Below are 14319 nucleotides of genomic sequence, written 5' to 3'. Positions count from 1 at the left end.
AGGGGCGGTGGGGTGGTGCTCGGTGGCCTCGGCCGGTTACTGGGCCGTGGGCTGAGATGTGGGCTCGGCCGTGGGCTGGTCCGTGGGTTGGGCCGCGGGCTCGGTGACGGTCAGCTCGATGGTCAGGGCCACGCCGTCGGCGGTGGTGAGGCGGAGCAGGAAGGTGCCCGCGTGGTCGTCGGTGTAGATCTTGGGGAGGATCAGCTGCCCGTTGGCGTCCGTCTTCAGGGTGGTCAGGGTGCGGACGGGCATGCCCAGGGCGCCCTTGAAGTAGGGGCCCTTGTCGTTCTCGGTGGGCTTGTCCGTCGCCTTCGCCGCATCGTCGACGATCATGGTGGCGGTCACCGCCACACCGGCCGCGGCCTTGCCCTTGTAGGTGGCCTTGACGGCGACCGCGTCGGCGAAGGAGCCGCCGGTCTCGGCCTTGAGGGCCTTGTCGTCGGCGCGGGCCAGCGCGTCGGCCTGCGGGGCGGGGCGGGCCTTGACGGTGGCGGCGAAGTCAGCGGCGGTCACCGTGCGGCCCACGACCGTGACCCGGACGGTGAAGGAGCCGGCGGTCTCGCCCGCGCGCAGCGCCGGGGCGGTGGCGGTGCCGTCGCTGCCGGTCAAGGCGGAGACGCGGGTCGCGTTCCCGGGGAAGCGTGCGTCGGTCTCGCCGCGGATCTCGTACTGCACGCGCACGCCCGCGACCGGCTTGCCGGCCGCGGTCTCGGCGCGGACCTTGGGCTTGTCGGCGAACTCGGTGCCGGCCGTGGCCGTCAGCTCGGTGGCGCCGACGGCCTTGAGCCGGGAGACGGTGGACGGGGCGGGGGTTTCCGGGGACGGCGTCTCCGGGGCGGGGGTCTCGACCTCGCCGGAGCCGGTCGCGGGGGGCTCGGGGGTGGAGCCGTCGCCGCCGCCCGGGGTCGGGTCGGGGAGCGGGGTAGGGCTCTCCGAGCCGCTGCCGCCGTGGTCCTTACCGCCGCCCGAGCCTCCGTTGTTCTTGTCCGGGTCGGGCAGCACGCCGGCGCCGTCGGGCACCTCGTGGGTGCCCTTCTTGTAGTACTCGAACCAGGACAGGACGGTGGCCAGATACTCCTGGGAGTGGTTGTACCCGAGGATCGCCCGGTCCAGGTCGGCCTTGACCGACAGATCGCGGTCGCCGGCGCACAGATACGCGCCGGCCGCGAGCGCGGCGTCGTAGACGTTGTTCGGGTTCTTCGCGCCGTCGCCGTTGCCGTCCCGGCCCCAGGTGGCCCACGTGGACGGGATGAACTGCATGGGCCCGACGGCGCGGTCGTGGGTGGAGTCCCCGTCGTACGCGCCGCCGTCGGTGTCCGTGATCCTGGCGAAGCCGTTGCCGTTGAGCACCGGGCCCAGGATGGGCGTGTACGTCGTGCCGTCGGCGTCGACCCGGCCGCCGCGCGCCTGGCCGGACTCGACCTTGCCGATCGCGGCGAGCAGCTGCCAGGGGAGGTTGCAGCCGGGCCTGGACTCCTTGAGGGCCGCCTCGGCCTTCTTGTACGCGTCGAGCACGCTCGCGGGTATGCCCGCCTCGGCGGCCGCGGCGCCGTCCGGCAGCCCCGGCAGGTCGACGGAGGCACCGGGCTTGCCGGGCTTCTGCAGGGGCGGCAGATCGGTGTGGTAGGACGAGCCGCCGTCGATGGGGGCGTCGGACGACGGTGGTGCCGGCGTCTCATCCGCGCTGTCGTGGTGCCGATCCCGGGCCGTACCGGCGAATCCAGGGGCCTGCGAGGCGGTGAGAGCGGCCATCACGACCGCCGCCACCGCCGTCGTGGCCGCTCCCTTGCGCAGTCGTCGGCCGATATGCGGTGCCATGCGTATGTCCCTCCCTGTCGAGCACTGCGCGCGCTCCCCCACGTCAATCCTCGTGACACTACGACAACTTGCCGCCCCGCAGCTACCGGTACGTACCGCCCGTATCGCCCCAGGGCGGCGGTCCGTCCGGGCCCCCTGTTCCGAGGCCCGGTTCGCGAACAGCCCTAATGCGCCGCCGATTCCCAGTCCGGTCCGGCCCCTACGGACACGTCCAGCGGGGCCCGGAGCTGGAAGGCTCCGGCCATTTCCCGGCGCACCAGGGCCTCCACCCGCTCCCGCTCCCCCGGGGCGACTTCCAGCACGATTTCGTCGTGCACCTGGAGCAGCATCCGCGACGACAATTTTTCCTCCGTCAACGCCTCGTCCACCCGAAGCATCGCGATTTTCACAATATCGGCGGCTGTGCCCTGGATCGGCGCGTTGAGCGCCATGCGCTCGGCCATCTCGCGGCGCTGGCGGTTGTCGCTGTTGAGGTCCGGGAGATAGCGGCGGCGGCCGAGCATGGTCTCCGTGTAGCCGGTGGCCCGGGCCTCGTCGACGACCCGCTGGAGATAGTCGCGCACCCCGCCGAACCGCTCGAAGAAGGTGTCCATCAGCTTGCGCGCCTCGTCCGGTGTGATGCCCAGCTGCTGGGACAGGCCGAACGCCGACAGCCCGTACGCCAGTCCGTACGACATCGCCTTGATCTTGCGGCGCATCTCCGGGTCCACCCCGGACTTGGGCACACCGAACACCTGGGAGGCGACCGTGGTGTGCAGGTCCTCACCGGAGGTGAACGCCTCGATCAGGCCCTCGTCCTCGGACAGATGGGCCATGACGCGCAGCTCGATCTGGCTGTAGTCGGCGGTCAGCAGCGACTCGAAGCCCTCGCCGACGACGAAGCCACGCCGGATGGCCCGGCCCTCGTCGGTGCGCACCGGGATGTTCTGCAGATTGGGGTCGGTGGAGGAGAGCCGGCCGGTCGCCGCCACGGTCTGGTTGAAGGTGGTGTGGATACGGCCGCCGGGGGCGACGGTCTTGATCAGGCCCTCGACGGTGGAGCGGAGCCGGGCCTGCTCGCGGTGGCGCAGCATGATCACCGGGAGTTCGTGGTCGGTCTGGGTGGCCAGCCAGGCCAGCGCGTCCGCGTCCGTCGTGTACCCGGTCTTGGTCTTCTTGGTCTTGGGCAGGCCGAGCTCGCCGAAGAACACCTCCTGGAGCTGCTTGGGGGAGCCGAGGTTGAACTCATGGCCCACCGCGGCGTGTGCCTCCTTGACGGCCTGCTGCACGGCCCCGGCGAACTGCTGCTCCATGCGGTCCAGCCAGTCCCGGTCCGCCGCGATGCCCGCCTTCTCCATGCGGGCCAGCAGCGCGGAGATCGGCAGCTCGACATCGCGCAGCAGCTCGACCGCGCCGACCTCGGCGAGCCGCTCGCCGAACGCCTCACCGAGGTCCAGGATCGTCCGGGCCTGGGTCATCAGGGCGTCCTGCTCGGCCTGCTCGTCGGTGCCGAAGGCCAGCTGCCCGCTCTCCGCGGCGGCGGCCGGGGACAGCTCGCGGCCCAGGTACTCGACCGACAGGGCGTCCAGCGCGAAGGAGCGGCGGCCGGGCTTGACCAGATAGGCGGCGAGCGCGGTGTCCATGGCGACCCCGGCCACGGTCCAACCGTGCTCGTCGAAGACCCGCATGACGCGCTTGGCGTCGTGCATCACCTTCGGCCGGCCCGGGTCCGCGATCCAGTCGGCGAAGGCCCGCTCGTCGGGCTCGTCCACTGCCGACGGGTCGAAGCAGACGGCGGGGCCGGAGGCGGTGGCCAGGGCGATCTGGCTCACGCTGCCACTGCCCAGCGCCCAGGTGTCGACGGTGGCCAGGCCCAGCGGCTCGGCGCCGTGCCGCTCCAGCCAGGGGGCGAGGTCGCCCGAGCCGATCACGACGCCGTCCACCTCGACGCCGGGGGCCGCGGCCGCGGGCTCCTCCTCGGCAGTGCCGGGGTCGACGGCCAGGACCCGGTCCCGGAAGTTCTGGTGGCGGAACTCCAGCGCGTCCATGATCACCGACATCGCCTGCCGGTCGTACGGAACGCGCTTGAGGCCGTCGGGGCCGACGGGCAGTTCGACGTCCCGCACCAGCTCGGTCAGCTGGCGGTTGAGCTTGACGGCCTCCAGGTGCTCGCGGAGCTTGTCGCCGACCTTGCCCTTGACCTCGGCGACCCGCTCCACCAGCTCCGCGAAGGAGCCGAACTGGTTGATCCACTTCGCCGCGGTCTTCTCCCCGACGCCCGGAATGCCGGGGAGGTTGTCCGACGGGTCGCCGCGCAGCGCGGCGAAGTCCGGGTACTGCCGCGGGGTGAGGCCGTACTTCTCCTCGACCTTGGCGGGGGTGAACCGCGTCAGCTCGGAGACGCCCTTCGTCGGATAGAGGACCGTGACATGGTCGCTGACCAGCTGGAACGAGTCGCGGTCGCCGGTGACGATCAGCACCTCGAAATTCTCGGCCTCGGCCTGGGTGGCGAGGGTGGCGATGATGTCGTCGGCCTCGAAGCCCTCCACCGCGAAGCGGGTGATGTTCATCGCGTCGAGCAGCTCGCCGATCAGCTCGACCTGCCCCTTGAACTCGTCGGGCGCCTTGGAGCGGTTCGCCTTGTACTCGGTGAACTGCTCGGAGCGCCAGGTCTTGCGCGAGACGTCGAACGCCACCGCCAGATGCGTGGGCTGCTCATCACGGAGCGTGTTCGCCAGCATCGAGATGAAGCCGTAGATCGCGTTGGTGGTCTGGCCGGTGGTGGTGTTGAAGTTCTCCGCCGGCAGCGCGAAGAACGCCCGATATGCCAGGGAATGCCCATCCAGCAGGAGCAGCCGGGGGCGGTCTCCCGCACGGTCGGCGGTCGCGGGCGCTGCGGTCTTCTTCGATGCTTTCTCTGCCACGCCCCCGATCCTGCCACGCCCCACCGACAACGCTCCCCGCCTCCCGCCCGAGAACCAGCTGCGCCATGAAAGGATCGGACCTCAAGGAGTGAGGACCTGGTCTCCGAGCGCGTAGGGAGAAGCGATATGGCAGCCAAGCCGCCCGCAGGCGACCCGGTGCAGGACGCACCCGAGGTGGCCGCCCCGCAGCACGCCGCCGCCGGACTGCCCGCCATCGGCCACACCCTGCGCATCGCCCAGCGGCAGATGGGCGTGCGCCGCACCGCGCTCACCCTCCTCAAGGTCAACCAGAAGGACGGCTTCGACTGCCCGGGCTGCGCCTGGCCCGAGTCGGACAAGCGCCACAAGGCCGAGTTCTGCGAGAACGGCGCCAAGGCCGTCGCCGAGGAGGCGACGCTGCGCCGCGTCACCCCCGACTTCTTCGCCGCACACCCCGTCGCCGACCTCGCCACCCGCAGCGGCTACTGGCTCGGCCAGCAGGGCCGCCTCACCCAGCCGATGTACCTGCCCGAGGGCGCCGAGTCGTACGAGCCGGTGACCTGGGAGCGCGCCTTCGACATCATCGCCGAGGAACTGGCCTCCCTCGCCTCCCCCGACGAGGCCGTCTTCTACACCTCGGGGCGCACCAGCAACGAGGCCGCCTTCCTCTACCAGCTCTTCGCCCGCGAATTCGGCACCAACAACCTGCCCGACTGCTCGAACATGTGCCATGAGTCCTCCGGCTCGGCGCTGACCGAGACCCTCGGCGTGGGCAAGGGCAGCGTGCTGCTGGACGACCTCCACCAGGCCGATCTGATCATCGTGGCCGGCCAGAACCCGGGCACCAACCACCCGCGGATGCTCTCCGCCCTGGAGCGGGCGAAGGCCGGCGGCGCGAAGATCATCAGCATCAACCCGCTGCCCGAGGCAGGCCTGGAGCGGTTCAAGAACCCGCAGACCCCGCGCGGCCTGGTGGGCGCCGGCACCGCGCTCACCGACCTCTTCCTGCAGATCCGGCTGGGCGGCGACCAAGCCCTCTTCCGCGCCCTGAACCGGCTGATCCTGGAGGCCGCCGAGACCACCCCGGGCGCGGTCGACGAGGAGTTCATACGCGAGCACACCCATGGGTTCGAGGAGTTCGCCACCGCGGCCCGCGCCGCCGACTGGGACGAGACCCTGCGCGCCACGGGCCTGGAGCGGGCCGAGATCGACCGGGCGCTGCGGATGGTCCTCGCCTCCAAGCGCACCATCGTGTGCTGGGCCATGGGGCTGACCCAGCACAAGCACTCCGTGCCCACCATCCGAGAGGTCGTCAACTTCCTGCTGTTGCGGGGCAATGTCGGCCGCCCCGGCGCCGGGGTGTGCCCGGTGCGCGGGCACAGCAATGTGCAGGGCGACCGCACCATGGGCATCTTCGAGCGCCCCGCCCCGGCCTTCCTGGACGCCCTGGAGCGGGAGTTCGGCTTCGCCCCGCCCCGCGAGCACGGTCTGGACGTCGTACGGGCCATCGGGGCGCTGCGCGACGGGCACGCCAAGGTCTTCTTCGCCATGGGCGGCAACTTCGTCGCCGCCTCCCCCGACACCGAGGTGACGGAGGCCGCGATGCGCCGCGCCCGCCTCACCGTCCATGTGTCCACCAAGCTGAACCGGTCCCATGTGATCACCGGCGCGCGGGCGCTCATCCTGCCCACGCTCGGCCGCACCGAGCGCGATCTGCAGGGCGGCGGCGAGCAGTTCGTCACCGTCGAGGACTCGATGGGCATGGTGCACGCCTCGCGCGGGCGCCTCGCGCCCGCGAGCCCCGGGCTGCTCTCGGAACCCGCCATCGTCTCCCGGCTGGCCCGGCGGGTGCTGGGCGCGGAAAGCCGCACCCCCTGGGAGGAGTTCGAGAAGGACTACGGCACGATCCGCGACCGCATCGCGGCCGTGATCCCCGGCTTCGAGGACTTCAACGCCCGGGTGAGCAGGCCCGGCGGCTTCGCGCTGCCGCACGCCCCGCGCGACTCCCGCAGCTTCCCCACCGCCACCGGCAAGGCCAACTTCACCGCCGCCCCGATCGAGTACCCGCGGGTTCCGGAGGGCCGGCTGCTGCTGCAGACGCTCCGCTCCCACGACCAGTACAACACCACCATCTACGGCCTGGACGACCGCTACCGGGGCATCAAGAACGGCCGCCGGGTGGTGCTGGTCCACCCCGAGGACGCGCGCGAGCTCGGCCTCGCCGACGGCTCGTACGCGAACCTGGTCAGCGAATGGACGGACGGCAGCGAGCGCCGCGCGCCCGGCTTCCGGATCGTCCACTACCCGACCGCACGCGGCTGCGCGGCCTCCTACTACCCGGAGACCAACGTCCTGGTCCCGCTGGACGCCACGGCCGACACCAGCAACACCCCCGCCAGCAAGTCCGTCGTGGTCCGCCTGGAACCAAGCGACCCCAGGTAGCCGACCCCGCCTAAGCGTTTGCTCAGCCGACCGGCAAGAATCGGCCATCGACAGAACGACGGCAGGACACCCGAGCGAATGGAGCAGGACCCCATGGGCGAGCAGACCGGTGTGACGTTCCCGCAAGAGGTCATCGACGAGTACGCGGCGCTCGGCGTGGACCTCCCCGCGCTGTTCTCCGCCGGACACCTCGGCACCCGCATGGGCGTGCAGATCATCGAGGCCTCCGCCGAGCGTGTGGTGGGCACGATGCCGGTCGAGGGCAACACCCAGCCGTACGGGCTGCTGCACGGCGGCGCCTCGGCGGTGCTGGCCGAAACCCTCGGCTCGATCGGCTCGATGCTCCACGGCGGCAGCTCCAAGATCGCCGTCGGTGTCGACCTCAACTGCACCCACCACCGCGGGGCCCGCTCCGGCCTGGTCACCGGCGTCGCCACACCCGTCCACCGCGGCCGCTCCACCGCCACCTACGAGATCGTCATCACCGACGAACAGGACCGGCGTGTCTGCTCGGCCCGACTGACCTGCATGCTGCGCGAGGTGGACCCCGGAGCGTTCCAGGCGTCGGCCGATGTGACCGACGTCGGCGAGCCCGAGGGCGGATCGGCGCACTGACGGCCGCCGCGCGGGACCGTTGCCCGCCCCGCCGGGGCGGGCCTACCGTTTTCCCATGGGGGCAGCAACCCGCCGATCGACCCGCGCGCGGCCCCGTCCCGCCGCCGCCTGGGCCCTCGCGCTGACGCTCACGGCGGCCGCGACCGCGTGCGCCGGCCCACAGTCCCGCCCCGCCCCGGCCCCGCGCACCTCGGCCAACCGCCCCACCGCCCAGGCCACTTCACCGGTGCGGCTGTGCTTCGACCTCATCTCGTACTGGGCCGAGCAGGACCTGCTGGGCAGCAAATGGGCCGGGCTCGACTGGGAGCAGAAGGGGCTGTCCAACCAGCAGTACGAGATCTACGACGACATCGTGCGCTCCGCGCGCGCGGAGCGAAAGCGGCGCGGCACCGCGGCCGCCAAGGAGCTGATCAGGCAGGAGACCCTGCGGCGCTGCACGGACGAGCGCGGCGCGACCCACAGCTCGGAGAACTGGCGCCCGCCGTCATGAGCGCCGGACGTAACACTCCGTAACAATCGCGCAATGCGAAACTAGGCATTGGCTTAGGCCGGGAACTGTACTGTTGATCTTTTCGTGTACATGATCGCACGTCAGTCCGCGCATCCCCCTCCGACCCCTCGCACTACTTAGCGGAACTGCAGATTCTCAGCATCCGGACCACATGGATTACAGTCAGATGCCCCATTCGTCCCTTACGTTCCGCTACACGGACACGCCCCGGTGACTTGTGGCATAACAAGACAGTCACATCATGGCCTGGACCTCTGCCCCCCGCTGCGTGACGCGCCTAGAGTCACAGCCAGTCACCACGTCGTCGGGTGTTAACCGAACATCCGCACGGCCGTTCCAGACATCCGGCGAGGACTCGGCACCCAGAAGAAGGGGGCCGGCCAGGGAAAGGATTCCTCGTGCGACACCGTTCCTTGCTCATCATCACGACCGCGGTCACTGCGGGCGCGCTCACCCTCAGCGCCTGTGGGTCTCGCGACAAGAGCGACAGCAGCAGCAGCGACAACAAGAAGACCACCGTCGTCATCGGTGTCGACGCCCCGCTGACCGGCTCCCTCTCCGCCCTCGGCCAGGGCATCAAGAACTCGGTCGACCTCGCCACCAAGGTCGCCAACAAGAACAACGAGGTGCCCGGCGTCACCTTCAAGATCAAAGAATTCGACGACCAGGCCGTGCCCTCCTCCGGCAAGACGAACGCCACCTCGATGGTCGACGACGACGAGATCCTGGGCACGGTCGGCCCGCTGAACTCCGGCGTCTCCCAGTCCATGCAGGGTGTGTTCGCCAAGGCCGACCTGGCCCAGGTCTCCCCCGCGAACACCAACCCGGCCCTCAGCCAGGGTGACGACTGGGCCTCCGGCAAGAAGGCCCGGCCGTTCAAGACCTACTTCCGCACCGCGACCACCGACGTCATCCAGGGCCGCTTCGCCGCGCAGTACTACTACAAGGACGCCAAGAAGCGGAAGGTCTTCGTCGTCGACGACAAGCAGGCCTACGGCACCGGCCTCGCCAAGATCTTCGCCCAGGAGTTCCAGCGCCTCGGCGGCAAGGTCGTCGGCACCGACCACCTGACGGTCAAGGAGACCGACTTCTCCGGCATCGCCGCCAAGGTCAAGTCCTCCGGCGCCGACTCGGTCTACTTCGGCGGCCAGTACCCCGAGGGCGGCCTCCTGTCCGACCAGGTCAAGCAGGCCGGGGCCGACGTCCCGATCATGGGCGGCGACGGCATCTACGACCCCGCCTTCATCAAGGCCTCGGGCACCAGCAACGACGGCGACTTCGCCACCTCCGTCGGCTACCCCGTCGAGAAGCTGCCCTCCGCCAAGGCCTTCGTCAAGGACTACGCGGCCCAGGGCTACAAGGACCCCTACGCGGCCTACGGCGGCTACTCCTACGACGCCGCCTGGGCGATCATCCAGGCCGTCAAGACCGTGGTGAACGACAACGACGGCAAGCTGCCCGACGACGCCCGCGCCAAGATCACCGAAGCACTGAACAAGGTCTCCTTCGAGGGCGTGACCGGCAAGGTCTCCTTCGACCAGTACGGCGACACCACCAACAAGCAGCTGACGGTCTACGAGGTCGTCAAGGGCGCCTGGAAGGACGAGACGAGCCGGACCTTCAAGGACTGATCCCGGGGACTGCCCCGCACCATCGACCCCCAGCCGCGCGGAGGCGCAACAGCGCCCCCGCGCGGTGCCATATCCGACACGCTCATCGGAGGCCCTGCGGTGCACGAACTGCCGCAAACGCTGGTCAACGGCCTGACCCTTGGCGCCCTCTACGGCTTGATCGCCATCGGGTACACCATGGTCTACGGCATCGTCCAGCTCATCAACTTCGCCCACGGCGAGATCTTCATGATCGGTGGCTTCGGAGCCCTCACCATCTACATCTGGCTCCCCAGCGGCACCGCGCTCTCCCTGGCCCTGCCCCTCATGCTCATCGGCGGCGTCGTCGCCTCGGTGGCCATCGCCACCGCCGCCGAGCGGTTCGCGTACCGGCCACTGCGCGGCGGACCCAGGCTCGCCCCGCTGATCACCGCCATCGGCCTGTCCATCGCACTGCAGCAGGCCGTCTGGGCCTTCTACCCGGACGCCAAGAAGCCGCGCAGCTTCCCGCAGTTCGAGGGCAAGTCCCTGGAGATCTTCAGCAATCTGCACATCCAGCGCGGCGATGTCTTCCTCCTCATAGCCGCCCCGCTGTGCATGCTCGCCCTGGGCCTGTTCGTCTCCAAGAGCCGCGCCGGACGTGCCATGCAGGCCACCGCGCAGGACCCCGACACCGCCAAGTTGATGGGGATCAACACCGACCGCATCATCGTGATGGCCTTCGCCATCGGCGGTGCGTTCGCCGCCGTCGCAGCCCTGGCCCACGGGCTGAAGTACGGCCAGATCAACTTCGAGATGGGCTTCATCGCCGGCCTCAAGGCCTTCACCGCCGCCGTCCTCGGCGGCATCGGCAACATCTACGGCGCCATGCTCGGCGGAGTCGTACTCGGTATCGCCGAGGCGCTGGCCATCAAGTACATCCAGGACATCCCCGGCATGGACCAGCTCGGCGGCGGCGCCTGGAAGGACGTCTGGGCCTTCACCCTGCTCATCGTCGTTCTGCTGGTCAGGCCACAGGGCCTGCTCGGCGAACGCGTGGCGGACCGGGCGTGAGGAGGGACCACATATGAGCACCGACACCAGCAAGACCACGGGTGAGAACACCCACACGGGCGGACGCGCCACCATGGTGCGCGCGATCACCGCCGTCGGCGGCCTCGCCTCCGTCGTCTCCACCTTCCTCGCCTGGACCTGGACCGACGAGTTCCCCGGCGACCTCACCTTCTACGGCTACCCCGGCGGGCTGCAGATCCTCACCCTGGTGCTGGGCCTGCTCACCACCGTCTTCGCGCTCGCCGCCATGGACCTGCGCGGACTGCGCTGGCTCACCCCCGCCGGCTCCACCCAGGCCCTGCGACTGATAGCCCTCGGCACCTTCGCCACCACCTGGTTCACGGTCATCTCCATCGCCGTCGACCTCGGCGGCCTGGCCAACTGGGAACCCGGCGCCTGGGTCGCCGCCATCGGCAGCGCGATCCCCCTCGCGGCCCTCCTGATCCCGAACGACACCCGGCCGCTCAAGCGCCCGACGGAGCTGCCCTCCTGGGCCGAGATCCTGATCATCGCCGCCGTCTTCGCGATCGGGCTCTACGTCGTCAACTACGGCATCCAGACCGACCCGGACCACCCCGAGCCGTTCCTCGGCTATCTGATCGCCGTGGGATTCGCCGCCGCCGCCCTCTTCAAGGCCGGGATCGTCGCCCGCATGGGCGCGCTCACCGCGAAGTACCGTTCCGTCACCCTCCTCGCGGCCCTGGTGACCGCGGTGGCCTTCCCGTTCACCCAGGACAAGGCCAGCTACACCGAGCTCGGCGTCAACATCCTCATCTTCGCGACCGTCGCCCTCGGCCTGAACATCGTGGTCGGCCTGGCCGGCCTCCTCGACCTGGGCTATGTCGCCTTCCTCGGCGTCGGCGCGTACACCGCCGCCCTGGTCTCCGGAGCCACCTCCTCCACCATCGACGTCCACTTCCCCTTCTGGGCCGCCGTCATCGCGGGCGGCGTCGTCTCCCTGATCTTCGGCGTCGTCATCGGCGCCCCCACCCTGCGGCTGCGCGGCGACTACCTAGCCATCGTCACCCTCGGTTTCGGAGAGATCTTCCGCCTCGCAGTGTTGAACCTGGACGGCGACTCCGGCCCCTCCGTCACCAACGGCCCCGACGGCATCCCCAACATTCCCCCGCTGGAGATCTTCGGCTTCAACTTCGACGACGAGCACACCGTCCTCGGCCACACGCTCGACTCGAACGCCAACTACTTCCTGCTGATGCTGCTGGTGACAGTCGTCGTCGTGCTCGTCTTCAGCCGCGCCGGCAACTCCCGCATCGGCCGCGCCTGGGTCGCCATCCGCGAGGACGAGACCGCCGCCACCGCCATGGGCATCAACGGCTTCCGTGTCAAGCTCATCGCCTTCGCCCTCGGCGCCACCCTCGCCGGTGTCGCCGGCACCGTCTGGGCGCACGTCCAGACCACTGTGGTGCCCGAGCAGTACGTCTTCGCCGGGCCCGTGCCCCCCAACTCCACCTTCCTGCTCGCCGCGGTCATCCTCGGCGGCATGGGCACGATCGGCGGCCCCCTCCTCGGCGCCACCCTCCTGTTCCTGATCCCCAAGAAGCTGGAATTCCTCCAGGACTACCAGCTCCTCGCCTTCGGCGTCGCGCTCATCCTCCTGATGCGCTTCCGCCCCGAAGGGATCATCCCCAACCGGCGTCAGCAGCTCGAATACCACGAGACGGGCCAGCTAGACGTCCCCGACCAGCCCCAGCTCTCCGGCAACGCCGTCGGCGTCACCAAGGCGGAGGCGTGACAGACATGACGACCACCACCACCTCCCCCGCGCCCGGCACCACTGTGCTCAGCGCCAGCGGCGTGACCATGCGCTTCGGCGGACTGACCGCCGTACGCTCCGTCGACCTGACCGTCAACTCCGGCGAGATCGTCGGCCTCATCGGCCCCAACGGCGCCGGCAAGACCACCTTCTTCAACTGCCTGACGGGGCTGTACGTCCCCACGGAGGGCAGCGTCACCTACCAGGGCGCCGTCCTGCCGCCCAAGCCCCACCTGGTCACCCAGGCCGGCGTCGCCCGCACCTTCCAGAACATCCGGCTCTTCGCCAACATGACCGTCCTGGAGAACGTGCTCGTCGGCCGCCACACCCGCACCAAGGAGGGCCTGTGGTCGGCCCTTCTGCGCGGCCCCGGCTTCAAACGCGCCGAAGCCGCCTCCAAGGAACGCGCCATGGAACTCCTCGAGTTCACCGGGCTCGCCGGCAAGGCCGACCACCTCGCCCGCAACCTCCCCTACGGCGAACAGCGCAAGCTGGAGATCGCCCGGGCCCTCGCCAGCGACCCCGGCCTGCTCCTCCTCGACGAGCCCACCGCCGGCATGAACCCCCAGGAGACCCGGGCCACCGAGGAACTCGTCTTCGCCATCCGGGACCAGGGCACCGCCGTCCTCGTCATCGAGCACGACATGCGCTTCATCTTCAACCTCTGCGACCGCGTCGCCGTGCTCGTCCAGGGCCAGAAGCTCATCGAGGGCACCCCCGACGTCGTCCAGAGCGACGAGCGCGTCATCGCCGCCTACATCGGCACCCCCTTCGAGGGCGCACCGGGCACGGAGGAGGCCGCCGAGGTCGAAGCGGCCGAGGCCCAGCAGTCCACCGGGGCGGGCGGGAACCCGAAGAGCACCACAGCACGTACGGAGGACGGACAGTGACCGCACTGCTCGAGGTCGAGGACCTGCGCGTCGCCTACGGCAAGATCGAGGCCGTCAAGGGCATCTCGTTCGCCGTCGAGGCCGGCCAGGTCGTCACCCTCATCGGCACCAACGGCGCGGGCAAGACCACCACCCTGCGCACCCTGTCGGGCCTCCTCCAACCGCTCGGCGGCTCCATCCGCTTCGAGGGCAAGCCGCTGACCGGGATCCCCGCCCACAAGATCGTCGCCCTGGGCCTGGCCCACTCCCCCGAGGGCCGGCACATCTTCCCGCGCCTGACCATCGCCGAGAACCTCCAACTCGGCGCGTTCCTGCGCAAGGACTCCGCCGGCATCGCCGCGGACGTCCAGAAGGCGTACGACCTCTTCCCCATCCTCGGCGAGCGCCACTCCCAGGCCGCGGGCACCCTGTCCGGCGGTGAGCAGCAGATGCTCGCCATGGGCCGCGCCCTGATGTCCCGCCCCAAGCTGCTCATGCTCGACGAGCCCTCCATGGGCCTCTCCCCGATCATGATGCAGAAGATCATGCAGACGATCGCCGAACTGAAGGCCCAGGGCACCACGATCCTGCTCGTGGAGCAGAACGCCCAGGCCGCCCTGTCGCTCGCCGACCAGGGCCATGTGATGGAGATCGGCAAGATCGTGCTGTCGGGGACAGGCTCGGAGCTGCTGCACGACGAATCGGTGCGCAAGGCCTACCTGGGCGAGGACTGACGCCACTCACC

General features: G+C 70.0%; 10 protein-coding genes. 8 read left to right on the top strand and 2 right to left on the bottom strand.

Translation table 11 applies throughout. The annotated features are described in order from the left end of the window. Positions 1-36: 36 nt before the first annotated feature. Both PV419_RS36225 and polA read right to left on the bottom strand, forming a co-directional pair. Entirely contained in the window at positions 37-1818 is a 1782-nt protein-coding gene (locus PV419_RS36225) for a lytic transglycosylase (protein WP_319696241.1), read from the bottom strand. A 164-nt stretch (positions 1819-1982) separates the two neighbouring features. Continuing rightward, positions 1983-4721, bottom strand: coding sequence for a DNA polymerase I (gene polA, locus PV419_RS36220; protein WP_319696239.1), 2739 nt, complete (start codon positions 4719-4721; stop codon positions 1983-1985). 126 nt (positions 4722-4847) lie between these two features. Between polA and PV419_RS36215 the strand changes: the two genes are divergently transcribed. The 8 genes from PV419_RS36215 (at position 4848) to PV419_RS36180 (ending at position 14308) form a co-directional block, all read left to right on the top strand. Next, entirely contained in the window at positions 4848-7142 is a 2295-nt protein-coding gene (locus PV419_RS36215; RefSeq protein ID WP_319696238.1) for an FdhF/YdeP family oxidoreductase, read from the top strand. A 93-nt stretch (positions 7143-7235) separates the two neighbouring features. Then, positions 7236-7757 carry a hotdog fold thioesterase gene (locus PV419_RS36210; protein WP_319696384.1) on the top strand — a complete coding sequence of 174 codons (522 nt, stop codon included), beginning with the start codon at positions 7236-7238 and terminating at the stop codon, positions 7755-7757. 55 nt (positions 7758-7812) lie between these two features. Then, positions 7813-8247: a hypothetical protein gene (locus tag PV419_RS36205; RefSeq protein ID WP_319696236.1), complete on the top strand. Its 435-nt coding sequence runs from the start codon at positions 7813-7815 to the stop codon at positions 8245-8247. Positions 8248-8666: 419 nt separating this feature from the next. Then, complete coding sequence (locus tag PV419_RS36200; protein ID WP_319696235.1) at positions 8667-9899, top strand: branched-chain amino acid ABC transporter substrate-binding protein; 1233 nt, start codon at positions 8667-8669, stop codon at positions 9897-9899. Between the two features lie 99 nt (positions 9900-9998). Beyond that, positions 9999-10931: a branched-chain amino acid ABC transporter permease gene (locus PV419_RS36195; RefSeq protein ID WP_319696234.1), complete on the top strand. Its 933-nt coding sequence runs from the start codon at positions 9999-10001 to the stop codon at positions 10929-10931. 13 nt (positions 10932-10944) lie between these two features. Beyond that, positions 10945-12684: an ABC transporter permease subunit gene (locus PV419_RS36190; protein WP_319696233.1), complete on the top strand. Its 1740-nt coding sequence runs from the start codon at positions 10945-10947 to the stop codon at positions 12682-12684. Positions 12685-12689: 5 nt separating this feature from the next. Then, complete coding sequence (locus tag PV419_RS36185; RefSeq protein WP_319696231.1) at positions 12690-13595, top strand: ABC transporter ATP-binding protein; 906 nt, start codon at positions 12690-12692, stop codon at positions 13593-13595. Continuing rightward, positions 13592-14308 (top strand): ABC transporter ATP-binding protein, encoded by a 717-nt coding sequence (locus PV419_RS36180; protein ID WP_319696230.1) that lies wholly within the window; start codon positions 13592-13594, stop codon positions 14306-14308. The genes PV419_RS36185 and PV419_RS36180 overlap by 4 nt, the downstream gene beginning before the upstream one ends. The last annotated feature ends 11 nt before the right edge of the window (positions 14309-14319 follow it).

Origin of the sequence: Streptomyces sp. ME19-01-6 (assembly GCF_033793745.1) — a bacterium.
In the GTDB taxonomy this organism is placed as follows: Bacteria; Actinomycetota; Actinomycetes; order Streptomycetales; family Streptomycetaceae; genus Streptomyces.
The sequence above is the reverse complement of the archived record's forward strand: the minus strand, read 5'-3'. Positions and strand labels throughout refer to the sequence as shown.

Bases quoted from the DNA above. Each gene is read 5' to 3' on its own strand.
- PV419_RS36225 (WP_319696241.1), bottom strand. From the start codon at position 1,818: ATGGCACCGCATATCGGCCGACGACTGCGCAAGGGAGCGGCCACGACG.
- PV419_RS36215 (WP_319696238.1), top strand. From the start codon at position 4,848: ATGGCAGCCAAGCCGCCCGCAGGCGACCCGGTGCAGGACGCACCCGAG.
- PV419_RS36210 (WP_319696384.1), top strand. From the start codon at position 7,236: ATGGGCGAGCAGACCGGTGTGACGTTCCCGCAAGAGGTCATCGACGAG.
- PV419_RS36205 (WP_319696236.1), top strand. From the start codon at position 7,813: ATGGGGGCAGCAACCCGCCGATCGACCCGCGCGCGGCCCCGTCCCGCC.
- PV419_RS36190 (WP_319696233.1), top strand. From the start codon at position 10,945: ATGAGCACCGACACCAGCAAGACCACGGGTGAGAACACCCACACGGGC.
- PV419_RS36185 (WP_319696231.1), top strand. From the start codon at position 12,690: ATGACGACCACCACCACCTCCCCCGCGCCCGGCACCACTGTGCTCAGC.